The organism is Variovorax sp. VaC1, assembly GCF_043658315.1.
Taxonomy (GTDB): domain Bacteria; phylum Pseudomonadota; class Gammaproteobacteria; order Burkholderiales; family Burkholderiaceae_C; genus Variovorax.
The window spans coordinates 876,228-901,960 of the sequence record NZ_JBIGLT010000001.1 but is presented as its reverse complement, the minus strand read 5'-3'; the positions used below and the strand labels follow the sequence as shown (position 1 = coordinate 901,960).

The window sequence follows — 25,733 nt, the reverse complement described above, 5'->3', positions numbered from 1 at the left end:
CAGAAGGCAGCGCGTTGCACAGGGCGCGCGGCCGCTCACCCCTGTGCCCATCTCATCGGTATGAAGGCGATGCCTCGGGTTTCGACGCGAGGCCCCGTCGCGCGAAAACCGATGTGCTCGTAGAAAGGCAGCGCGAACGGCGTGGAGTTGACCGTTATCGCATCCGAAATCTGCGCCTGTTCGTGCAGCGACTTCGCGTGAAGCCAGAGCGCTCTGGCGAGTCCTCTGCGCTGGAATGGTTCGGCGACGAATAGGTGAAAGAGATGCGTCCTGTCGCGAACGGCCACCACGCCGGCCAGCTGCGCGCCGACCATGCCGACGCAGTACTCCATTTGGTCCGAATCGATGTGACGCTCGATGCCCGAGGGCTGCAGGGAGAGCAGAAACTCTTCAGCACCCGCACCATCCGGCCGCAAGGTGAAATGGTGTGCGAGCGAAAGAATCAGCGCGCTGATGGCGGGTACGTCGTCCTTTGTTGCCTTGCGGATGTGCATCGGCGGCATGTCATGGGGTCGGGCAGTCATCGCATCGACTGTATCCAACCGACGCGACAATGCCCTCATGACGCTCGACCTGTTCGACGACCCGCCCCGTGAAGCGCGCGAACCCCTCGGCCCCGGCGCCTTCGTGCTGCCCGGCTTCGCCCTGCCCTTCGTCAATGACTTGCTCCCCGCCATCGGCGCCTTGCAGGAAAGCGCGCCCTTCCGCCATCTTGTGACGCCCGGCGGCTTCACCATGTCCGTGGCGCTGACCAACTGCGGCGCGCTCGGCTGGACCAGCGACCGGCGCGGCTACCGCTACAGCCCCACGGACCCCGACACGGGCCGGCCCTGGCCATCGATGCCCGATGCGTTCGCGCGACTGGCCCGCGAGGCGGCGGCAGCGGCCGGTTTCGAGGGCTTCGCGCCCGACGCCTGCCTGGTCAACCGCTATGCACCGGGCGCGCGCCTCTCGCTGCACCAGGACAAGGACGAGCGCGATTACGGCGCGCCCATCGTCTCGGTGTCGCTCGGCATGCCAGCGGTCTTTCTTTTCGGCGGCCTTGCGCGCAGCGACAAGGCCGTGCGCGTGCCGCTGCGGCATGGCGACGTCGTGGTGTGGGGTGGCGAAGACCGGCTGCGCTACCACGGCGTGCTGCCGCTGAAAGACGAACCGCATCCGGTGCTGGGGCCCATCCGCATCAACCTCACGTTTCGCAAGGCAGGCTGACGCGCATGCAAGAGCAGAAGGAAAAGAAAGAAGACGACCCGCGCAACGCGATGTTCGAGCTCTATGCCGCGCTGTGGCACTTCGCGGCCGGTGCGCGCGGGCAGTTGCTGGGGGCGACGGCGCTGCTCGCCTCGTCGCAGCTCATTCGCCTGACTTTGCCTTACCTCGCGGGGCAGGCCATCAATGCGCTGCAGCGAAGCGAACTGGGCACGGCCGGGCGTTGGATCGGCACGCTGGCCGCGGTGTATGTCGGCGCATGGGTGCTGCATGGGCCGGGCCGCATCCTCGAGCGCAATGTCGGCATGAAGGTGCGCGAGACGCTGGCGGACGAACTCTATGCGCGCATCGCCGCCGCGCCGCTGGCCTGGCACGACAGCCACCATTCGGGCGAGCTGCAGCATCGCGTGCACCAGGCCAGCCGTGCGCTCGCGGACTTTGCGCAGAACCAGTTCATCTGGCTCACCAACGCGGTCAATTTCGTCGGGCCGCTGGTGGCGCTGGCGTTGCTGTCGCGCACCAGCGGCGCGACGGCGCTGGCGGGCTATGTGCTGATCGGCCTCGTCATCGTGCGCATCGACCGCGCGCTGATGAAGCTGGCGCGCGCCGAGAACGACGCCGACCGGCGCTACGTGGCCGCGCTGCTCGACTTCCTGGGCAATGCCTCGACGGTGATCGGCCTGCGCCTGCAGGGTGCCTCGCGCCTGCTGCTGCGCCGGCGCATGGCGGCGATTTCTCTGCCGCTCAAGCGCACGGTGGTGCTGAACGAAGGCAAGTGGTTCGCGGTCGATCTGATGGGCCTGGCGCTGACCTGGGGGCTGGTGGTCATCTATGTGTGGCAGGCCCGCACGCCGGGGCAGGCGGTGATGCTGGGTGCCGTCTTCATGATCTACCAGTACGCGCAGCAGGCGGCCGGCGTGGTGACCTCGGTGGCGGCCAACTTCCAGTTCTTCGCGCGCATGCACACCGACTACAGCAGCGCGGCGCCGATCCGGCAGGCACCGTCGGGCGAGGCCATTTCCGCCACGCCCGAGCAGGTGCCGATGCGCGAGCGGATCGATGCCGATGCGGCGTGGACGAGCCTCGGCGTTCAGTCGCTGCAATGGAACTACGCGCCGCGTGGCGCGCAGCCCGACGGCTCGGCCGCGCCCGCGCGCAGCGGCCTGCACGACGTGTCGCTCAGCCTGCGCCGTGGCGAGCGCGTCGCGCTGGTGGGTGCCAGCGGCGGCGGCAAGAGCACGCTGCTGCGCGTGCTGGCCGGCCTCTATGCGCCGCAGGGCGGCACGCTGTCGCTCGACGGCCAGCCGGTCGATTGGCCGCAGCTGCGCCGGCTCGCCACGCTGATCCCGCAAGAGACCGAGCTCTTCGAGGCCAGCGTGCGCGAGAACCTCGCCTTCGGCCAGCCCGCCAGCGACGAGGCGCTGCTCGCGGCCCTGCACACCAGCACCTTCGACGAAGTGCTGAAGGCCACGCATGGCGATCTCGACACGGCCGTGTCGGAGCGCGGCTTCAACCTGTCGGGCGGGCAGCGCCAGCGCCTGTGCCTTGCGCGCGGCGTGCTGGCCGCGCAAGGCAGCTCGCTGCTGCTGCTCGACGAGCCGACCAGCGCGCTCGACGCCGCCACCGAAGCCCGCGTGCTGGCGCGCATCGCCCATGCCTTCCCGAGCGCCTGCGTGATCGCGTCGATCCATCGCCTGAGCCTGCTCGAACGTTTCGACACGGTGATCGTGATGGAGGCCGGCCGCGTGCTCGACGCGGGCCCGCGCGATGCGGTGCTGGCGCGCCAGCCACTGCTGCAGCGCATGGTGGCGCCGACCGCGACAAGCGGAACCTGAGCCGCCACGCCATGCTCCAACGCCGCCTGAACCCGCCGAACCCGGCCTACAGACACGCGGCGCGCCCGCCCTACCATTCCGGACAGCAACACACCGACCCATGACACACAAGGCAACGCGCACAAAGATGGCCACCGTCCGCAAACCGGCAACGCATTGGGCCCTGCTGGGCATTGGCGCAGTGATGGCGCTGGCCGGCTGCACCGCCACCAGCGAGGCCCAACGGCAGGCCACCAACAGCAAGCCACCGCCCACCGATTGCACCGCCTGGGTCGGCACCGACCGCAACGCGATGATGGGCGGCTACCTGCTGCCGCAAGGCCCCAAGGGCAGCGGCGCCAAGGTGTGCGTGCCGGTGATGATGACGGCCAACCCCACGCCCTCGGACTACGCCGGTGGCGACTATCACATCAGCGAATTCACCGACGACAAGCTCAAGGCCCGCTGGCGCGCCTGCAAGGAAGACCCGGCCTGCTTCAAGCGCATCGACGCGCAGATGCAGCGCTGGCTGCCGCCGAACAAGGAGCGCGCCACGCGCTCGACCGGCGTGGTCGATCCGTCCGGCAAGATCGACCCCGAAGGCCAGGTCGACCTGCGGCAGATCCGGCGCCCGGCGTTCTTCGCGAAGGCGCCCTACCGCGAAAGCATCGCCGAGGCCGATGGCCGCACGTACATCGTCGAGTTCAGCGCGCCGCGCGATGCCTTCGAGCGCATCGACCTGAAGATGACCGACCCGATCAAGCTGCGCGGCTGGTACATCGAAGGCGCGGGCGTGGACGACGGCAAGGGCAAGAAGGTGCGCGCGCTGGCGATCATGGCGCCGGGCGGCGGTGGGCAGCTCACGGCCATCCAGCATCCGGACGAGGCCTCCTACCGCATCGACGAAAAGACGGGCAAGACCATTCCCATCAGCTTTCCCAACGCCACCACCGAGACCATGGGCCAGCGCTGGTGGCGCGAGAACCTGTATGCGCTGAACCAGGCGGGTTACGACGTGCTGGCCTACGACCGGCGCGGCGAAGGCCTGTCGGGCGGCTTCAGCGACACCAACACGCTGGAGCAAGGCGAAGACGTGTTCCGCGCGCTGGCGGCGCTGGAAGACGGGCGCGGCCTGCGCATCCTCACTCCCTCGGGCGAGCTGCTCGAAGGGGCGGCCACCAAGGGGCGCCTGCTGGCGGGCATGAAGTCGACCGAGATCCCGCTGGTGCTCGGCGGCTACTCGCGCGGCTCGATGTCGACCGCATGGGCCATGACCAGGAACTACGTGGCCGAGTGCAGCTTCGACATGCCCGAGCCCAACTGCACGCCGCCCAAGGGCCTGAAGAACATCCGGGGCGCCATCCTGCTGTCTTCGTTTGCCAGCGGCGCGGGCTACGTGGGCGATTCGCCCGACCTGGCCGACCGCAACCTCTTCCTGGGCGGCATGGCGGCGGACCATCACATCGTCTTCTATCCCAACTCGGCCACGCTCGCGGGCATGGACCGCTGGCCCACCGCCTTTTTCGGCAAGGGCCTGTGGGACCGCGCCGAATCGCTCGAAGGCACGGTGGCGGCCTACAACCGCATCCGCGGCGTGAAAGAGATCGTGCTGGCGCGCGGGCCGCACTCGATCGAGACCTGGCCCGAGTCCGACCGCACCTACCTGCGCGAACGCATGGTGGCGTATGCCAAGGCGGTGATCGTCGGCAAGGGCACGCTGCCGGGCGCGCGGCCGTGGAAAGACTTCAAGTCGCTGGTGGCGACCACGCCCGATTCGTGGGAACCGTCGTCGCGGCCGAAGGCCGAATCGCCCGGCCGCTGAGGCCGGGCGGCAATCCGGTCAGAATCGCGGAACCGGCCTCCCCTGCGGCCCACCAAGGACACGCCCCATGTTTCCCCACGACGTTCTCTTCGCCTACATCGCCGCCTGCCTGGTGGTCGTGATCGCACCCGGCCCCGACAACATCCTGGCGATCAGCCGGGGGCTGAGCCAGGGCAAGGCGGCGGCCACGCTGTCGTCCATCGGCGCGGGGCTGGGGATCATGTGCCACACGGTGGCTGCGGCGCTGGGCCTGTCGCTGGTGATCCAGGCATCGCCCGTGGCGTTCTGGGCCGTCAAGGCGGTGGGTGGGCTCTACTTGCTGTGGCTGGGCTACAAGGCGCTGGCCTCGCGCAACCTGATCTCGTTCGAGCCCAGCGCACACCAGTCGCTGCGCAAGGTGTTCCTGACGGGGTGGCTGTCGAACGTGCTGAACCCGAAGCCGGGCCTGTTCGTGCTGGCGTTCCTGCCCCAGTTCGTCAGCGCGAGCCGCGGTCCGGTGGCGGTGCAGATGCTGGTCTACGGCGCGATCTTCGCCGTGCTCACGGCGCTGATCTTCACCGTGCTCGGAAGCTTCGCCTTCAAGCTGTCGGCGTGGCTGCGGCGGCATCCGCGCGTGGGCACCGGGCTGAACCTGGGCGCGGGCCTGACCTTCATCGCGGCGGGGCTGTCGGTGCTGGCGCTCAAGCAGCGCACCTGAGTCGCACTGGGTCGCACTGGGTCGCGCGCCGCGCCTGCGGCGGGTTGAAAACACCCGGCGAGCCGCCATTTCAGCAGGAGATCTGGCGACTGAAAGAGGTGCTTCATGGGCGCACGCGACGAATTCCTTCTCGACTCCTACTCGGCCACCGTCACGCAGGTGGCCCACACCGCCAGCGCGGCGGTGGCACACATCAAGGTCCGCAAACAGGCGCAGCGCGGCAACGCGGGCGGCCAGGGCAGCGGCTCGGGCTTTCTCTTCACGCCCGATGGCTTTTCGCTCACCAACGCGCACGTGGTCGAAGGCGCGAGCGAATTGCGCGCCGCGTTTGCCGACGGCACCGAAAGCGCCGCGCGCCTCGTGGGCATGGACGCGTCGACCGACATCGCGGTGCTGCGCATCGAGTCGAACCCCGGCGCCTTCCTGCCGCTCGGAAGCTCGGCCGCCCTGCAACCCGGCCAGATCGCGGTGGCGGTCGGCAATCCGCTGGGCTTTGACTTCACCGTGACTGCCGGCATCGTGAGCGCGCTGGGCCGCAGCCTGCCATCGCGCGGCGGCCGGATGATCGAAGACGTGATCCAGACCGACGTGGCGCTGAACCCCGGCAACTCGGGCGGCCCGCTGCTGGACAGCGCGGCGCAGGTCATCGGCGTGAACACGGCCGTGATTCCTTCGGCACAGGGGTTGAGCTTTGCAGTGGCCATCGACACCGCGCGCTGGGTGGCGGGCGAGCTGATGCGCCACGGCACCGTGCGCCGCGGCAAGCTGGGCGTGCAATGCGCGGCCGTCGCGTTGCCCAGGCGCTGGGTGCGCGAGAACGAGTGGCCCGTGGCGACCGGCCTGCGCGTGGTCGAGGTGGTGGCCGGCTCGGCTGCAGCGCGCGACGGGTTGCGCAGCGGCGACATCCTGGTCGGTTGCGACGGCACGCCGCTCGCGCAACTGTCCGACCTGCTCAAGCGGCTGGCGGGCGAAGGCTATGGGCGGCCGCTGCTGCTCAAGCTGCTGCGGCCCGTGGCCGGGACGCTGACGCCCTTCTACCTGACGGTGACACCGGGCGGTTGAGCCTTGACTTAGCCCGGCTTGGGGCACATCGAGGCTGGCCCGACAGCGCTCAACCGTCGCTGTGCCAACTGCCGGAATCGGGGCACAGCGTGGCCTGCACGCCATCGAGCCGGACTTGCTCTTCATCCAGCTGCGATGACGTCGAAGGATCGACATCGAAGACGACCTGAAGCGCGCGCGCGACGTGGGCATCCTCGATGGGCAGCTCCCAGGTCAGAAACAGCAAGCTGCAATCCTCATCGGACGCAAAGTCAGCCGCATCGAAACCGCTGCTGCCACGCCGGATGACGGCATGCGGCTGGCCGGTATCGAACATCACGGCCGTGCCCCGCGTCAACGGCATGCGAAGGCCCGCCGATGGGAAGTGCAGATCCAGCCCCTTGTCTTCGCTCAGGAAGAGATTGCAGAACGCCGCCCCGCCGTACTGCGCGCCATCGTGGTGGTACTTGGCCCCACGGCAGGCCATGAGCGCCACGTCGCAAGAGCCGAGCAGCTCGGGCAGCCCTTGCGCACCCATCCAATCCGACATCGCCTGCACGCACTGCCTGTAGTCGGGCCAGCGCACGCGTGCACGGGCCAGGGACAGCGCCTCGACATCCCCAGGCGCCAGGGCAAGATGCGTGGCGATCTCCCTTTCGCAATCCGCCGCGAGGCGCATGGGGAGCGCCGGCACATCGAGCGTGCCCGACAGCACGACATCGCTCACGCTTCGGCTGCGTATCGACTCGCCGCTCCAGAAGTAGGAGGTCAGGCGGTCTCGCACACGATGCGATGGCGGGGGGCGGTTCATCCGCCGCAGTGTAGTCAGGCCGTGGCGGGCGCCGCCTGCAGGTAGGGCGTGATGTTGCGCATGGCGCGCGTGACGTAGTCGTCCTTCTCGCCCACTGGGGCCACGTAGTGCATGGCGCTCCTGGCCTCGTCGACACCCACCAGGCGCGCGATGACCCAGGCCGCCAGGTATTGCGATGCCAGGCAGCCGCCCGCAGTCGCCACGTTGCCCCTGGCCATGAAAGGCTGGTTCAGCACCGCGACGCCGGCGGCCTCGACCCAGGGCTTGGTCGTCAGGTCCGTGCAGGCCGGAACATCGGCGAGCAGCCCCAGCTTGGCCAGGACCAGCGTGCCCGAGCACTGCGCACCCAGCAGTTGCCGCGAAGGGTCGAGCTGCAGCTGTGCCATCAAGGCCGGGTCGGCGACGACCTCGCGCGTCAGCATGCCGCTGCCGACGATGACCGCATCGGCCGCGCTCGCATCGCGCAGCGATGCCTGCGCTTCGAGCACCACGCCATTCATGGAACGCACGCGCGCCGTCGGGCTCGCGATCGATACCCGCCAGCCTGGCTGCTTGATGCGATTGAGGATGCCGAGCGCGATGAGCGAATCAAGCTCGTTGAAGCCTTCGAAGGTGAGGATGGCGATGTGCATGGTCTCGGTTTCTCCGTGCCGGAGGGGATGAAATGAATCGGCGATGAAATGGGCGATGGGAGATCGTAGACACTGCAATCAATACAATCAAAATATTGTCATGGATACATTGATGGCGCGATGGCCCTAGCCCGATACAAGCAGTTGGTCGATGCACTCGCGGCGCAGATTCGCGATGGCAGGCTGCCACCCGGAACGCGCCTGCCCACGCTGCGCAAGCTCGCTGCCCGCGAGGGCCTGGCCCTCATCACCGCCAGCCGCGTCTATGCGGAGCTTCAGGCCATGGGCCTCGTCAGCGGCGAGATCGGACGCGGCACCTTCGTCAGGGAGACCCTTCTTCCCCGTGACCAGGGCATCGACCAGCACGCCGCGGCAGCGGGCGTCGTCGACCTGAACTTCAACTACCCCGCGCTGCCCGGCCAGGCCGAACTGCTGCGCGCGGGCTTGCGCCAGCTTGCCGCCGCTGGCGACCTCGAAGCCCTGCTGCGCTACCAGCCCCACGGAGGACGTCCGCACGAACGGGCCACCATGGCCCGCCACCTCGCGCAGCGGGGAGTCCACGTAGGCGCCGGGCAAGTCATGATCGTGAGCGGTGCCCAGCACGGGTTGGCAACGACCGTCATGGCGCTGCTGCAGCCCGGGGACGTGGTCGCGACCGACGCGCTGACCTACCCGGGCTTCAAGGTGCTGGCGCAGGCGCATCGCCTCGAACTGGCACCGATACCCACGGCCGGGCACGGCCCTGACCTCGACGCACTCGAGCGCCTGTGCAAGAGCCGCCGCGTGCGGGCCATCTACGCCATGCCGACGCTGCACAACCCGCTCGGCTGGGTCATGAGCGCCAGCCGACGGCGCCAGCTCGTGGCCATCGCACGGCGGCACGGGCTGCTCATCATCGAAGACGCGGCCTACGCTTTTCTTGCGGAAGACCCGCCCGCGCCGTTGGCAGCGCTGGCACCCGAGTCGACGGTCTACGTCTCGGGGCTTTCCAAGAGCATCGCGACCGGCCTGCGCGTCGGCTTTGTCGCTGCCCCGTCCGCATGGGTTCCCCAACTGGAGCGGGCCATACGCGCCACCACCTGGAACACGCCCGGCGTGATGACCGCGCTTGCATGCGGCTGGCTCGACGACGGCACCGTCACGCGCCTCGAATCGGAGAAACGCCAGGATGCAACCGCTCGGCAGGCGATTGCCGGCGAAGTCCTCGCCGGCCTGCGGTGTGTTCGCCATCCGGCGTCTTACTTCGTCTGGCTACCCCTGGCGGAAGAAGTTCGCGCCGACCAGGTGGCGGCGGCGCTGATGCGCGATGGCATCTCGGTGTCGACGGCCGAGCCCTTCGCGACGTCTGCGCATGTGCCGCACGCGATTCGCCTCGCGTTGGGATCGGTGCCGCTGGACATGCTTGGGGATGCGTTGGGGAAGGTCAGGCTTGCGATTGATGGGTATGCGGGGTGATGAGACGCTGCGGGTGGTTGGGGTGCTTACGGTGGAGAGCGCCGTCGCGAGGCTGGCGTGCCGATGTAGAGGGTTATGGCATCCTTCGGCGCGGCCAGTTCTGGCGGCGATCGAACTGCTGAGTTCTCCGGCAATTTCGTGCCTGAGGTCGAGCAACTGAAGTTCTCAACCACCTGTTCATTCAGCAGCAACTCCATGGCTCAAATTTCCCGTTCGGTCGCAACGCTTCGTATTGCGGGCGACGATCTTGACCCGGAAGAAATCACCGCCTTGCTGGGGCATGCACCCACACGCGCGTATCGCAAGGGTGACCTGGTTGCCGCTGGCAGCGGAACGCGCATCGCCCCCTTTGGACATTGGCAACTGTGCGCCAAAGACGCGGAGCCTGAGAACCTGGACAGTCAAGTTGCCGAACTCCTTTCGGGGTTGACCCAAGACGTCCAGGTTTGGCGCCTCATCGCAAGGCGATACAGCGTAGATCTTTTCTGTGGCTTGTTCATGCAGGAGAGCAACGAGGGAGTCGGCATCTCTCCGGGCACTCTGCTTTCGCTGGCACAACTTGGTATCAAGCTGGATCTTGATATTTACGCGGCCGACGCCGACTGCTAATCGTCTCGCTTCGAAACTGCTCTGCATCTACCGATGCATCGGCCGACTTCAGCGCACTCGGTACGGCGGCTTCGGGCCCATGCTGGCTGCACGGATTTCTTCGACGCGGACCTCCGTTGCCTTGCCCTCAGCCCGATCTGAGCACTGTCTCCGAAGTCGAAGTCGAGCGACTCAGATGGATTTCTGTAGTTCGGCCGCGGACACAACAGGCACCAGTGGGTTCCAGTGAAATAGCTGGACGTAGGTGTCCCACCCGGATTCGCCAGAACACACTGCCATGGATGCAACCGCCATGTGCACCTTGTGCTCTGGAGCTTCGTAAATCAGCTCAAATATCGTGCGCCACAGTTCTCCAGGCTGCTCAGTTCCGAAGGTGAAGTTGAAGTAGGCACCGCCGTCTTCTCCGCTGTGGAATGCGTGCTGTCGGACAAGGTCTACACGGCTCACCAACTCGGCGAACAGGTCGGTCAGCCGAGCGATGTCTATGCCCGGCGACCTCTCTGGTTGTACTTGGACGGAGATGGATTTCAAACCTACCCTCGGTTGATGCGAGTGCCTGCGAAAAGGACGTCGTGAAGGTCCGCTGATGGCCGCGAGCCGCTATGACGCTTGAGAGGGTGGACGGATTTTCAATCCGCCACTGCCACATGGTTGCAATGAGTGCCCTAACCCTGGCTCTCGACGATCTCCGTGTGAACCTCGGCGAATTCCGGAACGGTGAGCAAGTCCTGGATGATGGCGGCAATCGCCGCGTTCGAGCGGGCTTGCCGAACCAGAGGCTCTGCAGCGTAGATCACCGCCTCATAGCGCAATTTGGGGATCAACATCCGCAGGTCCTGAATCGTCGCCTCGCGCTCCACATCATCGGCGGCGAGCCGACAGAGAATTTCAATCGCGTTGCCCTGGGTCCAATCGTAGGCGCCGTGAGCGACGCTCTTCAGCAGCGGCAAAGCCGGCGGACCGATGAAATAGAGAATTTCAAAGATGGCGAATTGGCGCGCCGCCATCCATTGGCCTAGCCCCGGGAAACTGTTAGCAAGTTCCGGCGGTGGCATCGACTCGTCATGGAAATAGCACGGCAATTCTGACAGGCAGGCCTCGTCGAATGTCCCTGCCACCGCTTGTGCACGTCGTTGAAATTCCATGCGATCACCGATCACCGCGGCGACCCATCCGATGCTTGTTTGAAAAAGCGGGGCAACAGGTTCCGTGGTGTGCGGGGCAGGCCGCTTATCTTTCTTGAACCAACCAAACAACATAGCCTATTCCTCCCTGCTTGAATGACGCCTTTTGGGCGACTGTAGCCGGTCACATTAGCGTCGCGAAGTGGCCCCAAGGAACCTATCTCGGCTTCGTTCAGCTTGACTGGAACGCGCCATCTTGTGGCGCGCGGGGCATCACTACGGGAACCTGAGTGGATTCGCTCAGGGCAGCGCGCCCAGCACTGGCTTCAAATCCGGATCCGCCTTGCCCATCGCGCGCCGGTACGCCGGGCGCGCGCCAATCCGCTGCAGATAGGCCAGGATGTGAGTCCACGGCGAGAGGTCGTAGGGCTTGAATAGTCGCATCGTGGTCAGCGAGAAAACGGCCATCACGTCGGCCGCAGTCAACACCGCGCCAGCGAGGAACGGTGACGCGCTCAGCCGCCGATCGAGCATCGACAACTGCGCCCCGAAACGATCCTGCAGGCGCTGCAGCGCCACGTTTGCCATGGACGGATCACTGCGCTCGAGGAACCACACCTGCAGGATCAGCGGCTGCAGGCTGGCGTTCGCAAAGTGAAACCAGTAGAGGTAGTCGGCGAACCCAGCTTGGTCGTGACGCACGGCCAACCGGCCCTGGCCGCGGGTCGCGATCAGGTAGTCGACGATCGCGCCCGATTCGGCCAGCACCAACGCGCCGTCGGTGATCACCGGCGCCGAGCCCGCGGGATGCAGTGCCTTGTACTCCGGCGGTGCCATCCGGTTGTCCTGTCGGCGTTCATAACGTCGCAAGGAGTAGTCGATATCGAGTTCCTCGCAAAGCCAGACAATGCGCTCCGATTGGGAACGGCCGAGGTGGTGAACGGTGAGAGATGTCGTCATGCGTCAACTGTACGGAAGCACTCCTTTGCGAGCTTGCCGATAGCTCCGCGATCCTTGCTCGATCCTCCTCGCTCGCAGAGGAAAAGACATGGGCGGTGCTACGCTGCGTGCATGAATCTCACGGACCTCGCCGCGCTGGCGGCGCGCCAACTTCTGCGCCCGGAAGGCGTCAGCAGCGATTACGTGCGACCACTGAAGAATCTGGCCATTTACCAGCAGGCCCGACCAAGCACGTTCGAAGCCGCGATCTACGAGCCCGTCGTAACCTTGGTCCTCCACGGACGCAAGGAGTTGATGCTGGGCACGCAGACGTTCCGAATGGACGCCGGCGAATGCCTTGTGGTCAGCCACGACCTGCCCGTGCAGGGTCGGGTGATCGCTGCGCCCTACCTCGCGTTGCTGTTCGACATCGAGCTGGACACGCTGCGCGATCTCGTTGCTGCGACGGCCGACACGCCGCTTCCCTCGGTACCGGCATGCTCGCTCGCGGTGCAGTCCTGCGACGACCGGGTCGTCGACGCGCTGTATCGCTATCTTGAGCTCGCGCATTCACCGGCCGATGCCGCGGTGCTGGGCCCACTGGTCGCGCGCGAGATCCACTATCGACTCGCATTCGCCCCATTCGGCGGGATGCTGCGCGACCTGATCCACCATGACAGCCACGCCAGCGCGATCGCACGGGCAATCGCTCGCCTGCGGCGCGAGTTCCGCTCGCCGATCGAGATACCCGAGCTCGCGCGCAGCGTCGGCATGAGTGCGTCGGCGTTTCACAAACACTTCAAAGCCATCACCGCAGCATCTCCGCTGCAATACCGCAAGGGCCTGCAGTTGCTGGAGGCGCGCCGCCTGCTGCGCGCCGGCACGCTGTCGGTGACCAGCGCCGCGTTCGAAGTCGGCTACGAAAGCCCAGCGCAGTTCAGTCGGGACTACGCGCGCCATTTCGGCAACTCGCCTACGTACGATCGTCCCGGCAATCAACGGCCTGCCAATCCACCACGTCACGATCAGCTGAAGATCCATCACCGTCGCGACGAACGCGCTCGGTGACCCCGGGGGATGAAGTCGGATCAGCAGCTCGCATCCCTTACGAGCAGCACATGGCGTTTCTTGAGCAGAGTGCTGGCTTCGGGGCTAGGCCACATAGCCGTTCCGCCACACAGACGGCAAGTCTTCTATCCGCCGATCAGGCGACCCGGTAGCGGTCGTTAGCGAATGGCAGCTTGTGACCGGTCGCGGCTCCAGGTTTTGGTCGACTCCGAAATCTTCAATTGATGATCTCGCCCGTGCCAACGCGTACGCGCTCCCTGAGCTGCCGGATGTACTCCGCATCAAAGAGCTCCCAGATCTCCAGTTCGCCAACAATTCGCAGCGCCTGCCGGCTTCGGTACGAGCGCGTGGGATTGCCCGGGAACTTCTTGTCGGTCACGTTGGGATCGTCCTCGTAGTCGCCCGTCGGTTCGACGATGTAGACGCGGCCACGGCCATCGCCCTTCGCCATTTCGGCAGCCAGCCCGGCGCCCTTGGGCCAGGCGGTGAAGTAGATGTGGTTCATGACGACGCGGTCGTCGTAGTTCGACCGAAAGCCAGCCGTGAGCAGATCACCCACCTGAAGGTCCGCCCGCGTACCGTGGAAGTAAGGGCCGGTGTCCAAGACAGTCATCGCGGGTCGCTCCTCTGCGGAAAGGAAAGGCCGCGGAGTCTACTCGTATCGATCTTCACGGAAGCCGTCTCGGGTGAGGTCCGACCCTGGCCGGGGTCTGCTGCATCGGAGAGGGACCGCTCTTGGCTGAACTCCTTAGCGGCCACCTAGAAGCACGCAGATTAATTTTTTCGAGGACCGTACTGGGCACAGCGCGCGCCTCCGGAAGAAAGCAAACACTGCATCCTTTCATCCTCGACACCGACCACATCCCCAGATGAACTTGTACCTGTCGCGCCATCGGGGTAGGTCACCAGATAGCGATGGCTGTCCTGGGGAGCTGCGCGAACAGTCATGGCCATATCGTCGAACACCTTCAGCTCAAGGGTCATCGTCCCGGACGCCGAGGGATCAAAACTCGGCGGATAAAACAACGACTTCGCCCGCAGTCGAACTTCATTCTTCGAAGGATCGTCTTTTATAAAGATCACAGGGAAATACGCATACGTCATCTTCACGTTCGGAGTGCGAGCGGAGTTCTTCTCGCTCCTGAACTCGAATTTATTTCTATTCGAGATCACTTCCTTACCCTTGACCAGGGGGTTGCGGCTCTTGTACTTGAACGACGTCTCCAGGGACACCAGCTTCCACTGGCAACTTCCTCCCGCATCGATGGCAAAGCGCGCCGTGTAGGCATCGCCCGCAGGCTCTCTCACAAGATTGACTTTCTCAAAGTTCAAAGCTCGCATCAAGGCAGTGCCACTCTGCGACTGGCCGCCCACGCCATAGCTTCTGGCCTCTTGGCATTTCTCCGACTCGTACGCCAGCGTGACAGGCAGGGGTTCGACACCAGCTTCTGCATTCACGATCAGCGTCAACCATCTGGCATTCGCGGAAGGGCTCTGCGTGCGATCGGCCTTCTGATCCAGATCCAACGCCGAGGTGCAACTCGCCATTGAAAAGCAAAGCGCCAGCAGAGGAATGCTCAATTTCTTCTTCATGTGCAACAGCCGCTTTCAGGCAAGCTTGCTTCGACCCAGCCGGTCTGAACCGCCGGCTGCGATCTCTTCAAACACGGAATCGAGCGCTTCGAATACGCCCCAGCGATCAACGCCCAGGCGCAGCGCGGCCTGATCGATCACCAGGAGTTCGAGGTCTTGCTCTCGCTTTCCCTTCCAGAGCTTGTCGGCAAGCGCAACGGAGAGTTCTTCGAGAGAAAGGCCCTTCGTTCTCCACGCGGCGTGAGATACACAGCACTCCGCAATTTTTTGCTGGACATCGTTCTGCAGCAACAGGGCCTTGCCCGCAGGCTCATGAAGAGATCCTGGCCCCGTGAGCTCCTCGGGGTGCGCGATCTTTCCGGCATCGTGCACCGCCACGCCCAACTCGATCCATTGCGCATCGAAATCGAGTCCAAGGTCTGCATAGCCTCGCATCAACAGATCGGCTGCCTCGCCAACCAGTTGGACATGAAGCAACAGGCGAGCAGATGCGCCGAGCCTTCTCAGCAACTGATAGGCATCTGCGCGGTTATCCAGCATTGAAGATCAAGTGGTTTCAGGAGTGCTTCTGACGATGTCTCGACAAGGCACGCGGACCTGCGCCGCAGCGGCCGATGCCGAGAGATGGAACAGAAGGATTCTGCCTGTTGACCACCAGCCCCCAGCCGCTTATCCCCCACCCTCCTCCGGATGCCTCCAAGCCGGCGCATGCGCCCGCCGCGCCGCATTGAGTTCAGCCATCGAGATGTGCAGCTCCGCCATGGTCTGCACCAGCAGTTCGAGCAGTGCGGCGCGTTGCCGCAGCCGCACGGTTTCGGCGCGGCGTGCGCGCTGGGCCTGGCGCGCGACGGCCTGGATGGCTCGGCCGGTCGGTGAATCGTGATGGAGGTCCACCGATGGACTGGATGCGGCGCTGGCTGGCATCGGCCGGGTCACGCAGCGGCGGACACACCGGCAACGTTGCCGGCCTCTGCGTTGGCGGCGTCGCCACGGGTCTCCGACGCGGGGCCGTAGTTGCGCAGGTGCAGGAAGAACTCGCCCATCATCTGCATCCACAGGCGCACGGCGAATGCCAGGTAGGCGTGGCTCACGCCGCCGGCGACCACCACGTCCATCTCGAGCACGACGAAGTCGCCGTGCTGGGCCACGCGCGCAAAGCGCTTGGTGCGGTGCCACGAGGCGAGCACGGCCTCGGGCAGCGTGCCGCCCTGCACGTGCAGCGGGCAGCTCAGGGTGAAGTCGGTGTACTGGGTGGTGGTGACGGGGTTGCCCCACAGCACCTGGAAGCCGATGCCGTGGCTCGCGCTGTGCAGGCGCACCACGCCGTCCTGCTCGATGGTGGTGACGGCGGCGCCGGCGGCCTTGATGGCGTCCGACACCTGCTCGGGCGTGACGGCGTCCAGCAGGTCGAGGGAAGGAGCCGCCGCGATGTCGGTGGCTTCGGTGGTGTTCGTCGTCGTGTTGTTCATGTGTTGTGACCCTGTTGGATGAATCGGCTGATTGGTTGGTTAGTTGGTTTTCTTGATGGCGGCGTCGAGCGCGGCGGCATCGATGCTCAGGTTGGTCGCCGGTGCAACCTGCGCGAGGTAGGCCTGCACCAGCTGTTGCTGGCGCTGCTGGCGCAAGGCGGCCTGCAGTTGCGGCTTCACCTCGTCGAGCGTGGCGGTGCGCGCGGGCTGGACGTCGAGCAGCTTCACGATGTGAAAGCCCGCCTCGGCCTGCACCGGCTCGCTGACCTGGCCGGGCTTGAGCTTGGCAACGGTGTCGCGCAGTTCGGGCAGCACGCGCGCCAACGGCAGCGTGTCGACCTCGCCACCGCGCTCGGCGCTGCGCCTGTCTTGCGAGCTGGCGCGCGCCACGGCCGCGAAGTCGCCGGCACGGGCCTGGCGTGCGAGCTTGCCTGCCTCTTCGCGCACCTTGGCAACGGCGGCCGCATCGCGGTCGGGCGTGGCCAGGAAGATCTGCGCCACACGGTAGGCGGCCGGAAGGTTGAAGCCGGTCTTGCCCTGCTCGTAGGCGGTCTTGATTTCCGCATCCGACGGAAAGCCCGCCGGCACCTGGCTCACCGATTCGAGATAGCTCGTGCTCACGATGCGCGCGCTGATCTCGCGCGTGGCGGCGTCGATCTTCGCTTTGACATCGGGCCGATCGGCCCAGCCCTTGGCGCGCGCATCGCGCACCACGGCTTCGCTCAGCAGGCGCTGGCGCAGCCAGCCGTCGAGCGTGGTGCGGTCGGCCTTGACGGCGGCGCGCTCGGCTTCGGGCAAGGCCTGCAGCAGCTTCTCGACCTCGTCCTGCCCCACGGTGACTTCGCCCAGGCGGGCCACCACGGTGTTGCCGGGCGCGGGTGCCTGCGCGCTGGCCATGCCGACCGACGACACCAGCAGCACGCCAGCGGCAGCACGCAGCCGTTGCGCCAGCGCGCCAGAAGAAGACCTGATTCTTCGCGTCATTGCTTTTCTCCCGAAGCGGGCGTGGGTGCGGCCGCAGGCGCTGCGGCTGGTGTCGCAGCAGCAGGTGCAGCGGGCGCAGGCGCATTCACCGCACGCGCATCGAACTTGCCTTCGTACAGTTTGTCGCCGTACTGCTGCGCGATCTGCTCGAACTTGACGCGGCTCTGCGCGGCAAAAGGCTGGCGCGATGCCAGCACGCTGCCCAGGTCCACAGTCTCGTAAGCGCGCAGGATCTCCTGCCCCACGGCATAGAGCTGCGCGTTCTTGGCCTCGCACTGCGTGATGGCGGTGCGATGCGTCGCGGCCTCGGCGGCCAGCCGTTGCCGCTCGGCCTCGGAGGCACGCGCCATCTTCAGCAGGTCGTCGTACGCGCCGCGGTACTGCGCGATCTGCGCGGTAGCCTTCTCGCTCGTGGCCTGCGCCTGCTGGCGCAGTTGCTGGCTGCCCGCGCTGGCCTGCGAGCGCGCCTGGCGTTCGGCCGCCAGTTGCGCCTGGCTTTGCGCAAGCTCCTTCTTCAGGGCCTCGACGTCGGACTTGGCAGGCGCCGCACCCGCAGCACCGGTCGGCGCGCCCGCAGGCTGCCCGGCCTTGAGCGCGGCCAGCTCGTTCTGCACCTGCTGGAGCTGCGTGGTCGTCACGCGCAGTTGCGCGCGAAGCCGCTCCTCCATGCTCTGGCCCTGCGGCTGTTGTTGTGCATGGGTCACGCCGGCCGTGGCGGCAAGCGTTGCCAGCACCAGCGCCGGGAAGATTTTTCTGGACACGGCAAGCTCCTTAGAAACGCGCATTGAATTCGAGCTGCAGGGTGTCGATCGACAGCGGCGCGCCGTAGACGGCCTTGGTCGAGATCCAGCGGCCGGTGAACCACATGTTCTTGTCGATTGCGTACGAGCCGCCCAGGAAGTAGCCGCGCGCATTGGTGCCGCCGCCGTGGAAGGTCGGGTCGTTGTAGCCGTCGGGCATCGCGTCGGGTTCGATGCGCTTGTAGCCCGCGAGCACGTTCCAGTCGCCGCGCGCCGCCGGTGCCGGCTTGCCGTAGGTGGCCTGCAGCATGTAGGCATTGCCGCCGCTCTTGAAGTCGGCCCGCGAGGTGCCGCCGGTCGCGCCGAAGTTGTTGACGATGGCGCCGCGAATGCCCGCGCGGTTCCAGATGTCGTTGGCGTTGTACGCGGTGTTGCGCACGAAGTTCGCGTCCAGGCGCAGGTTGTTGCCGGCCACGGCCGTGTCCCAGCGCAGGTTCAGGTCGATCAGGCGGAACTTCGAGGCCAGGCCCACGTATTGCGGCTGCGGCGTGCCGGCCGGGTTGAGCGGGTCGAGCGAGATGTCGCGCAGCAGCATGAGCGTGTTGCCCTTCTGCATGAAGGCCGGGCGCGACCAGTCGGTGCTGCAGCCGTCGGCGCCGGCATACAGCGCGCAGGGTTGCGAGACCTTGCCGCTGATGTTGTTGAAGTTGTAGTACGCAAGCGCGCCGCGCAGGCGGTTGTCCGCGTCGATCTTCCACTCGGCGCCGGCCTGCGCGCCGAAGAGCCACTTGTTCTCGCTCTTCATCTTGGTCTGGCTGCGGCTGGGCGAATTGTCCGACGAGTATTCGAGCGGGATCAGGCCGAGCGTGCCGAACAGGGTGAGGTCCTTGTTCGACGCCAGCTTCTTCTCGAACTGCGCGGCAATGCCGTCGAAGTTCAGGTCGTTGGAATACAGCAGGTCGGTCGACATGAAGGGGTTGCCGAAGCGGCCCGCCGTCACGGTGAGCCAGTCGACCGGCTTGTGCGAGATCCACATCTGGTCGAGCCACACGCTCTTCTTGCTCAGGCCGCCGCCCAGCGTCTGCGTGGTCGAGACCGGGCTTTCGTCGCTGCCCGAGGCCACGCGGATGCCAGCCTTGGTGTTCTCGGTGAGGTCGGCGTACACGCCCAGCCGCGCGCGGGCGCGGAACAGGTTCTTGCGGTCTTGCCGCGTGTTGAGGATGGACGGCAGCGCCAGGTTGGTGTTCGGGTTGACGTCGTAGCCGGTGCCCTTGTTCAGCTCCGCCCAGTTGATCTCGATGTTGCTGTTGTTGCCGGCGTAGTTGCGCGACTCGTTGCGCACGCGCACGTCGCCTTCGATGCGGATGCGCTTGCTCCACTCGGGCGTTTCGTTCGGTGCGGCCCAGCCTTCGTCCTTGGCCTGCGCCATGACCTGCGCCTTGACCTCGTCGCGGATCTGGTCGCGCACGGTCTGCGAGATGTAGGGCACGCGCACGTCGCCGGCTTCCAGGCGCACGCCGCCGGCCACGCTGGCCGATGCGGCGGTGGTGGCGGCCGACATGCGTTGCGCCTGCTGCGCGGCCAGGGCTTCGGTCTGGGCCTGGGCCAGCAGGGCTTCGCCCACGTCCTTGGCGAGCGTGCCGCTCTGGATCAGGCCGCGGATCAGCTTGACCATGGTGGATTCGGCGGGTGCCGCGGCGGTCTGCGCGGTGGCGCCGGTGGCCGCGAAGACGAACACGGAGGCCACGGCCGCCGCGAGCGCGCATTTGCGCAGGGTCGGCATGGCGCCCCGGCTCTGGATGTTATTGAGATGGTTCATCGCTTCGTTCACAGGATTGAATGGGACAGGCGGGGCGCGGCGCACGCCGCGCGGGTGGTGGTTGCCGGGGTCGCTGGAATCACGGCCGGCGCCCCTTCATGGACACGCGCATCGGAAAGCGCAGTGAGGCCGGCGGCTTCTCGTCGATGCGGTCGAGGGCGCGCACCATGGCGAGCACCGCTTCGTCGGATTCCGGCGTGCCGGTGCTGCGCACCAGCTGCGCCCGCGCGGTCTTGCCGTCGGCGCCGAGCCACAGGTCGATCTGGATGTCGTCGAACACCAGCTGGCGGGTGCGCGGATCGCGCGCCAGCGCCTGCTGCAGCATGCTCGACACATAGCGCGCATACGAGCCGCTGCCCAGGCCGCCGCCGGCACCGGTGCCGCTCATGCCGCCGCCGCTGCCGGCCTGGATGCCGAAGGCATCGTTGCCGGCCTGGCCGGCGCTGTCCATGGTCACGGGGTCGCCCAGGTCCTTCGAGGGGCTGGGCGGCGCGTCGTCCTTGGGCGGCTCCAGCGGCTCGACCGGCTTGGGCTCCTTCTCGACCACTTCGGGCTTGACCTTCTCAGGCTCGGGCTCGGGCAGCTTCTCGGGCTCGGGCGGTGGTGGCGGTGGAGGCGGCAGCATCAGCATCGGCGCGTCGGCCACCACGCGCTTCGTGCTCGCGGTGTCCGACAGCAGATGCCACACCAGGGCCACCAGCGCGGCGACGATCGCCAGGCCGATGACCGCTCCGCCCCATCGGCGCCACAGTCCGTTCGACCCGCCCTTCCCGTCCGCGCGTCGCGCGGCAGGAAGCGGAGAAATCGGATCGCGAGGTTTCACTCTGCGTTCCTCACTTCTGCTTGCCGGTCACGAGGCCGATCTGGTTCAGCTCGATGCGGCGCAGCAGGTCGAGCACGTCGACCACCTTCGCGTACTGCACGCTGGCATCGCCGCGCACGATCACGGGGAAGTCGGGCGACAGGGCCTTCTCGGTGCGCAGGCGCTCTTCCAGCTCCGGCAGGGTCACCGGGTAGGCGTCGAGGAACACGTTGCCCGCGTTGTCGATCGTGATGGCCTTGGTCTTGGGCTTCTCCAGCGCCACCGAGGCGCTGGCCTTCGGCAGGTCGACCTTGATGCCCGGAATGCTGGCATTGCTGGTCAGGATGAAGATCACCAGCACCACCAGCAGCACGTCCACGAAGGGCGTGATGTTGATGCCGCCCGTTCGCCTGCGGGGCGAAAACTTGGCTGGGGTTGCCATGCTCGTGCGCCCCTCAGGCCCGCGCCCGGGCCTGCGCCAGCGGAACCGCGCGGCCTTCGCCCTGCTCTTCGGCCAGGCGCGTGACGAACTCGTCGACGAACACGGCCATGTCGGCGGTGATGGCGTCCGAGCGCGAGGCGAGCCAGTTGTAGCCGAACAGCGCGGGAATCGCGACGCCCAGGCCGGCAGCGGTACACAGCAGCGCGGCCGCCATGCCCGGTGCCACCGAGTTGATGTCCACCGCGCCGGCCATGGCCGCCACGACGAACACCAGCATGATGCCGATCACGGTGCCGAACAGGCCCACGTAGGGCGCGCCTTCGATGGTGGTCGAGAGCCAGTTCATGCGCTTGGACATGCGCTCGATCTCGCGCACCATCACGCCGTCCATCGCGGCGCGAATCGCACCGATGGTGGAGCTGGAGACGGCGCTCAGGTCGTAGCCGCGGTCATGGCGGCGGCGCATCTCGTCGATGGCCACTTCGTACAGGCGCCACAGCGACGAATCGGCGCGCACGTCCTGCGGCACGGTGTTGTTCACGGCCAGGCGGTCGAGCGGCGCGCCGGCGGCTTCGCGGAAGTGCTCGATGAAGGTGGTGTTGGCGCGCGAGGTGGCGCCGTAGTGGCGGCCCTTGGCGATCATGATCGCCCACGAGATCGCCATCATCAGGCCCAGCACGCCGACCACGATCCACGCGTCCAGCGGCATTGCAGCAAGGATGAAGCCGAAGTGGCTCTTGCCGGCCTGCTGCTCGTCGGCACCGAAGGCCGTCAGGCGCGACTCGGCGCCTTGCGACACGGCATCGGCCAGCAGCAGCGCATCGGCGCGTGCCACCTTCGACAGGCGCACTTCGTCGATGGCACCGGTGAACGGCGCGAAGGCGGCAGCAGCCTGTGTGCCCTGCGCGGCCGGCAGGCCGCCCGGTGCGTCGGCACCGATGGCTGCGGCGGTGTTCAGCGCGGGCAGCTTGGCCGCCAGCGACACGGTGGGACGGCCGGCCACATACAGCGCCACGTTGTCGCCTTCGGCCTTCACGGCAAGGTGCGACCACTGGCCGGCCTGGATCGGCTGGCCAGGCGTGCTGCGCTGGCCGTTGACCTGCACGAAGGGCACGCCCTGGTCGATGCCGATCACGAGTTCACCGGCGCCGTCGCGGCGGGCATAGATTGCCTGGCGGGCACCGAGCTGGTCGGGCTTGACCCATGCGGAGAACGTCAGCGCGCCGCCGGCCTGCACGGCGAGCGATGGCGTGGCGGGCAGCATCAGCGCACCGGTGCCGAGCTGCGCGCCCTTGCCGATGACGGTGCCTTCGACCGGCACGACCGCGGTCTGGCCGTTGTTGCCGTAGGCCGTGGTGTCGCGCGGCGGCACGGCGCCTTCGGCGAAGTGGTAGACGAGCGTGTAGTCGGGGTCGAAGCTGCGCTGGCCGTTGCCCGAGGCCGGGGCCTTCGGGTTGCCGTAGTACATCCACAGCTTCTGCGGCGTGCCGGCCGAGACGTTGGGCACGTCGACCCAGATCAGCGCAATGCCCAGCAGCGGATCGAACTGTTCGATCTGGTGGTTCAGCACGGTCTTGTCATCGGCCGCGATGAAGCGCAGGTCGGCGCCGGTCTCGCTCACGCCTTCGAACTTGAAGTTGCCCGTATGCAGGCGCACCAGCACCGGCACGCGGCCGGCATCGCTGCCGATGGCACCCGCCTGCGGGCCGCCGTCGATGGTGATGGGCTTGCGGTAAGACCACTCGGCTTGCCACCAGGCGTGGGCCAGGCCCGGCAAGAGCGTGCTCATCAGCGTGAGCACGATAAAAAGAATTCGTCGCATGACAGGGTTCTCCGGAAAGCTCGTAGAGACAGAAAAAAGATGAAAGAAAAAAGGTGGCGTCCGCGTCGCGTCGGTCAGTAGTTCGCGGTGAAGCTGAAATTCACGCGCGGGTCGTGCTTCTTGGTGCGCGGACCGTCCGTGAGCGGGTAGCCGACATCGACACGGCCCGAGAAGTACTGGCCGATCTTGAAAGTGGTGCCCAGGCCGACCGAGTACAGCGAGAAGCGGTCGGCCTGCTCGGGCAGCGGGCTCTTCAGGCGCAGCCGCGCCGCATCGGCAAAGGCATACACGCGCCAGTTCTCGACCAGCGGCCCGAGCAAGGTCAGTGGCTGGCTGCGCACTTCGAGCGAGCCGACCACGCCGTAGTCGCCGGTGGCTTCAGCCGAGAGGTAGCCGCGCACCGAGTTCATGCCGCCGCCGGCGATCTGCTCGCTGGACACCAGCGGCGAATCGGTCAGCTGGCCGTTGAAGCGGAAGGCCAGCTGCTGCCCGCCGTCGAAGGTGTGCGTGCCGTTCAGGTCGGTCTTCAGCACCATGAAGCTGGGCGAAGACTTGTAGCGCTTGTAATCGAAGGCGGCCCAGTCGCTGCTGTAGCCGAAGGAGCTGCTGGTGCCCACCACCAGCGAGACACCCACGCCGTACTGGCTCTTGTCGGTCTGGCGGAAGCCCGAGTACGACAGCGTGATCGGCGCGTACTTCAGCGGCACCGTGTCGCCGGTGCCCTTCAGGCGCAGCGCTTCCTGGTTGTTCTTCAGGTCCACGCCCGCGCTGAATGCGTGCCACCAGTTGCCGGTGTTCGGCACGGTGTAGGTGGCCTTCAGGCCGATGGAGTGGCCCTTGCCGAGCACGCTGGTGCCACCCACGGTGGCCACGTTGCTGTCGGACTTGTACGCATTGGCTTCGAGGCTCCAGTTGGTGCCCGGCAGCGGTGCCGTATAGGAAGCCGAGAACACCTTCGTCTGGCTCAGGTCCTGCGGCGCGCCGAAGAAGCTGATGGAGGCGCTGTGGCCCATCTGCCAGAGGTTGTCGTGACCGATCGATGCGGTGGCGCGCAGCTTGCGCGTGTCGGCGCTGTAGTCGTTGTTCAGGCCGGCGCTGGCGCGCCACGGGCTGCTGTCGTCGACCTTCAGGTCCACGTCCATCGTGCCGGGCATCGCGCCCTGTCGCACCAGCGGCATCACCTGGCGCTTGGGGCTGCGGTTGAGCGCGGTCAGCTCGGCCTGTGCCTTGTTGAAGTCGGGCACGCTGCCCTCTTTCAGCGCGGGCACCTGGTCGCGCACGTCGACCGGCGAGTTGTACTCGGCGCCCACCACGCGCACGCGGCCCACGCGGGTCTCGTTGACCTGCAGGAACACGACGCCCTGCGTGACCTGCTGCTCGGGCAGGTCGACATACACCGACTGGTAGCCCGCCGCCTGGTAGGCCGCGAGCAACGCATCGCGTGCGCCCTCCACATCCTTCAGCGTGCGCTCGGGTCCGAGGAAGGGCGTGACGGCCTTCTCGATGGTGCGCGCATCGAGCACGGTGTTGCCGCGCACGATGTATTCGGCGATGTCGACCTTGCGGGTCGACTCGGGCGTGGCGGCCGGTGCAGCGGCCGGTGGGGTGGCCGTTGCGGCGGCCGGGGTTGAGGGCGGGTTGGTGGGTGCGGACGCCTGGGCGAAGGCTGCCCCCTGGGCACCCATCGCCATCACTGCCAGCCACACCGCTCTCCAGCAATTCGGTGGGGCGTTCTTCTTCATGTCATGCATTTACAGCTCGTTCTCAAAGATGAAGCTCGCTTGGCAACGACTCATGTTGGAGAGCCTTCATGTCGCTGCCGCGTACCGTTATCTAGACGCGCGGCGTGCGCGGCGACTGTCGTTTGTCACGAAAACTTCATCAAGAAATTAGCACTCGGTCTGGCGCGACGGTTTTTTCTGCGCGTAAGAAGAAGGGCCTCGACGTAGGAGGCCCGTCTTTGTGACACCACGATGAATTCGGCAGCTCATTGCGATCGATGTGAACGCATCGCGCGCGCCGCTTTGCGCACGCCGTTTGCCCGGCGTCAGTGGCTGCAACCGTGGGTGTCGTGAAACGCTGTGTGTCGATGCCCCATGGCGGATACAGAGGCATACGCCTTTCGCGCCGGCAGGGGCAGAGGCGTCGAAGAATCGGCTCCGTTCACCGGCCCACCGGTCACTCTTTCACGAAGGAACCCGCATGCGTTTTCACTCGCCCGTCATCTTCATCGCCGTGGCCGTTGCAGCTTCGGCGGCGGCTCTTACCCTGACCTTCGCTGCGCCACCCTTGGGTGGCGACGTTCCCACCGTGCAGGCGCAGCCCGCACCCGAGTTCCAGAACATCGACACATGGCTCAACTCGCAGCCGCTGAAGCTGGCCGATCTGCGCGGCAAGGTGGTGCTGGTCGATTTCTGGACCTACACCTGCATCAACTGCCTGAACCACCTGCCCTACGTGAAGGACTGGAACAACAAATACAAAGACAAGGGCCTCGTCGTCGTGGGTGTGCACACGCCGGAGTTCGCGTTCGAGAAATCGACGAAGAACGTGCAGGACGCGATCCAGCGGCTGCAGATCAAGCACGCCGTGGCGCAGGACAACAGCTACGGCACGTGGAAGGCGTTCAAGAACCAGTACTGGCCCGCCGTGTACCTGATCGACAAGCAGGGAAAGATCGTCTACTCGCACTTCGGTGAAGGGAGCTATGGAGCGACCGAAAAGAAGATCCAGGCACTGCTGGCGGAGCCTTCGACTGCGGGGTCTTGAGCGTGTGTTGTTGTTCGGGGCGCGATCACGCCGAAGGGGTACCTTGCTCCGCGAATGTCCCCGGCCTGCGGCCTC

27 protein-coding genes are annotated in these 25,733 nt (G+C 66.4%); 9 read left to right on the top strand and 18 right to left on the bottom strand.

Annotated features, from left to right (window positions below; genetic code table 11):
• Window positions 1–35 precede the first annotated feature (35 nt).
• Entirely contained in the window at window positions 36–494 is a 459-nt protein-coding gene (locus tag ACGLHS_RS04405) for a GNAT family N-acetyltransferase (RefSeq protein ID WP_394477201.1), read from the bottom strand.
• A 67-nt stretch (window positions 495–561) separates the two neighbouring features.
• Between ACGLHS_RS04405 and alkB the strand changes: the two genes are divergently transcribed.
• The 5 genes from alkB to ACGLHS_RS04380 all read left to right on the top strand — a co-directional run bounded on the left by alkB (window position 562) and on the right by ACGLHS_RS04380 (window position 6,601).
• The gene (alkB, locus tag ACGLHS_RS04400; RefSeq protein ID WP_093237387.1) at window positions 562–1,209 is read left to right on the top strand and encodes a DNA oxidative demethylase AlkB; all 648 of its coding nucleotides are present in this window, start codon (window positions 562–564) and stop codon (window positions 1,207–1,209) included.
• Window positions 1,210–1,214: 5 nt separating this feature from the next.
• Window positions 1,215–3,041 (top strand): ABC transporter ATP-binding protein, encoded by a 1,827-nt coding sequence (locus ACGLHS_RS04395; RefSeq protein ID WP_394477198.1) that lies wholly within the window; start codon window positions 1,215–1,217, stop codon window positions 3,039–3,041.
• A 127-nt stretch (window positions 3,042–3,168) separates the two neighbouring features.
• On the top strand, window positions 3,169–4,842 hold the full coding sequence (locus ACGLHS_RS04390) for a hypothetical protein (protein ID WP_394477196.1): 1,674 nt from the start codon (window positions 3,169–3,171) through the stop codon (window positions 4,840–4,842).
• A 67-nt stretch (window positions 4,843–4,909) separates the two neighbouring features.
• Window positions 4,910–5,539, top strand: coding sequence for a LysE family translocator (locus ACGLHS_RS04385; RefSeq protein ID WP_394477194.1), 630 nt, complete (start codon window positions 4,910–4,912; stop codon window positions 5,537–5,539).
• A gap of 105 nt (window positions 5,540–5,644) precedes the next feature.
• Window positions 5,645–6,601 carry a S1C family serine protease gene (locus tag ACGLHS_RS04380; RefSeq protein WP_394477192.1) on the top strand — a complete coding sequence of 319 codons (957 nt, stop codon included), beginning with the start codon at window positions 5,645–5,647 and terminating at the stop codon, window positions 6,599–6,601.
• 49 nt (window positions 6,602–6,650) lie between these two features.
• Here the strand turns inward: ACGLHS_RS04380 and ACGLHS_RS04375 are convergent, their stop codons facing one another.
• Window positions 6,651–7,391: a hypothetical protein gene (locus ACGLHS_RS04375; protein WP_394477190.1), complete on the bottom strand. Its 741-nt coding sequence runs from the start codon at window positions 7,389–7,391 to the stop codon at window positions 6,651–6,653.
• 14 nt (window positions 7,392–7,405) lie between these two features.
• Complete coding sequence (locus ACGLHS_RS04370) at window positions 7,406–8,023, bottom strand: DJ-1/PfpI family protein (protein WP_394477188.1); 618 nt, start codon at window positions 8,021–8,023, stop codon at window positions 7,406–7,408.
• 120 nt (window positions 8,024–8,143) lie between these two features.
• On the opposite strand from ACGLHS_RS04370, the gene ACGLHS_RS04365 reads away from it, so the two are divergent.
• Together ACGLHS_RS04365 and ACGLHS_RS04360 are read left to right on the top strand one after the other, a co-directional pair.
• Window positions 8,144–9,478: a PLP-dependent aminotransferase family protein gene (locus ACGLHS_RS04365; protein WP_394477186.1), complete on the top strand. Its 1,335-nt coding sequence runs from the start codon at window positions 8,144–8,146 to the stop codon at window positions 9,476–9,478.
• Between the two features lie 75 nt (window positions 9,479–9,553).
• Window positions 9,554–10,087, top strand: a complete 534-nt coding sequence (locus ACGLHS_RS04360; RefSeq protein ID WP_394477184.1) for a DUF4279 domain-containing protein — start codon at window positions 9,554–9,556, stop codon at window positions 10,085–10,087.
• Between the two features lie 171 nt (window positions 10,088–10,258).
• Here ACGLHS_RS04360 and ACGLHS_RS04355 read toward each other — a convergent pair whose 3' ends face one another.
• From ACGLHS_RS04355 to ACGLHS_RS04345, 3 genes are all read right to left on the bottom strand, one after another.
• Window positions 10,259–10,618, bottom strand: coding sequence for a hypothetical protein (locus ACGLHS_RS04355; protein ID WP_394477182.1), 360 nt, complete (start codon window positions 10,616–10,618; stop codon window positions 10,259–10,261).
• Between the two features lie 134 nt (window positions 10,619–10,752).
• A complete protein-coding gene (locus ACGLHS_RS04350) occupies window positions 10,753–11,346 on the bottom strand; it encodes a hypothetical protein (protein ID WP_394477180.1) in 594 nt (197 codons plus the stop codon).
• A gap of 165 nt (window positions 11,347–11,511) precedes the next feature.
• On the bottom strand, window positions 11,512–12,171 hold the full coding sequence (locus ACGLHS_RS04345; RefSeq protein ID WP_394477178.1) for a glutathione S-transferase family protein: 660 nt from the start codon (window positions 12,169–12,171) through the stop codon (window positions 11,512–11,514).
• Between the two features lie 111 nt (window positions 12,172–12,282).
• Between ACGLHS_RS04345 and ACGLHS_RS04340 the strand changes: the two genes are divergently transcribed.
• Window positions 12,283–13,218, top strand: coding sequence for an AraC family transcriptional regulator N-terminal domain-containing protein (locus ACGLHS_RS04340; protein ID WP_394477176.1), 936 nt, complete (start codon window positions 12,283–12,285; stop codon window positions 13,216–13,218).
• Between the two features lie 217 nt (window positions 13,219–13,435).
• Here the strand turns inward: ACGLHS_RS04340 and arr are convergent, their stop codons facing one another.
• From arr to ACGLHS_RS04280, 12 genes are all read right to left on the bottom strand, one after another.
• Entirely contained in the window at window positions 13,436–13,831 is a 396-nt protein-coding gene (gene arr / locus ACGLHS_RS04335; RefSeq protein ID WP_394477174.1) for an NAD(+)--rifampin ADP-ribosyltransferase, read from the bottom strand.
• A gap of 161 nt (window positions 13,832–13,992) precedes the next feature.
• Window positions 13,993–14,811 (bottom strand): hypothetical protein, encoded by an 819-nt coding sequence (locus tag ACGLHS_RS04330; RefSeq protein ID WP_394477172.1) that lies wholly within the window; start codon window positions 14,809–14,811, stop codon window positions 13,993–13,995.
• Between the two features lie 15 nt (window positions 14,812–14,826).
• Window positions 14,827–15,351 (bottom strand): HD domain-containing protein, encoded by a 525-nt coding sequence (locus ACGLHS_RS04325; RefSeq protein ID WP_394477170.1) that lies wholly within the window; start codon window positions 15,349–15,351, stop codon window positions 14,827–14,829.
• 129 nt (window positions 15,352–15,480) lie between these two features.
• Window positions 15,481–15,705, bottom strand: a complete 225-nt coding sequence (locus ACGLHS_RS04320) for a hypothetical protein (protein ID WP_394477168.1) — start codon at window positions 15,703–15,705, stop codon at window positions 15,481–15,483.
• Window positions 15,706–15,743: 38 nt separating this feature from the next.
• The gene (locus tag ACGLHS_RS04315) at window positions 15,744–16,280 is read right to left on the bottom strand and encodes a YbjN domain-containing protein (protein WP_093237373.1); all 537 of its coding nucleotides are present in this window, start codon (window positions 16,278–16,280) and stop codon (window positions 15,744–15,746) included.
• 39 nt (window positions 16,281–16,319) lie between these two features.
• Window positions 16,320–17,264 carry a peptidylprolyl isomerase gene (locus ACGLHS_RS04310; RefSeq protein ID WP_394477166.1) on the bottom strand — a complete coding sequence of 315 codons (945 nt, stop codon included), beginning with the start codon at window positions 17,262–17,264 and terminating at the stop codon, window positions 16,320–16,322.
• Window positions 17,261–18,025: a hypothetical protein gene (locus ACGLHS_RS04305; RefSeq protein ID WP_394477164.1), complete on the bottom strand. Its 765-nt coding sequence runs from the start codon at window positions 18,023–18,025 to the stop codon at window positions 17,261–17,263. Before ACGLHS_RS04305 ends, ACGLHS_RS04310 begins: the two co-directional genes overlap by 4 nt.
• Before the next feature lie 10 nt (window positions 18,026–18,035).
• Window positions 18,036–19,823 carry a putative porin gene (locus tag ACGLHS_RS04300; protein ID WP_394477162.1) on the bottom strand — a complete coding sequence of 596 codons (1,788 nt, stop codon included), beginning with the start codon at window positions 19,821–19,823 and terminating at the stop codon, window positions 18,036–18,038.
• 79 nt (window positions 19,824–19,902) lie between these two features.
• A complete protein-coding gene (locus ACGLHS_RS04295; protein ID WP_394477160.1) occupies window positions 19,903–20,646 on the bottom strand; it encodes a hypothetical protein in 744 nt (247 codons plus the stop codon).
• 10 nt (window positions 20,647–20,656) lie between these two features.
• Window positions 20,657–21,067 carry a biopolymer transporter ExbD gene (locus tag ACGLHS_RS04290; protein WP_093237370.1) on the bottom strand — a complete coding sequence of 137 codons (411 nt, stop codon included), beginning with the start codon at window positions 21,065–21,067 and terminating at the stop codon, window positions 20,657–20,659.
• 13 nt (window positions 21,068–21,080) lie between these two features.
• Entirely contained in the window at window positions 21,081–22,889 is a 1,809-nt protein-coding gene (locus ACGLHS_RS04285) for a DUF2341 domain-containing protein (protein WP_394477157.1), read from the bottom strand.
• Between the two features lie 74 nt (window positions 22,890–22,963).
• Window positions 22,964–24,631 carry a ShlB/FhaC/HecB family hemolysin secretion/activation protein gene (locus ACGLHS_RS04280; RefSeq protein WP_394477155.1) on the bottom strand — a complete coding sequence of 556 codons (1,668 nt, stop codon included), beginning with the start codon at window positions 24,629–24,631 and terminating at the stop codon, window positions 22,964–22,966.
• Window positions 24,632–25,091: 460 nt separating this feature from the next.
• Here ACGLHS_RS04280 and ACGLHS_RS04275 point away from each other — a divergent pair, with 460 nt between their 5' ends.
• Window positions 25,092–25,658: a thioredoxin family protein gene (locus ACGLHS_RS04275; RefSeq protein WP_394477153.1), complete on the top strand. Its 567-nt coding sequence runs from the start codon at window positions 25,092–25,094 to the stop codon at window positions 25,656–25,658.
• The last annotated feature ends 75 nt before the right edge of the window (window positions 25,659–25,733 follow it).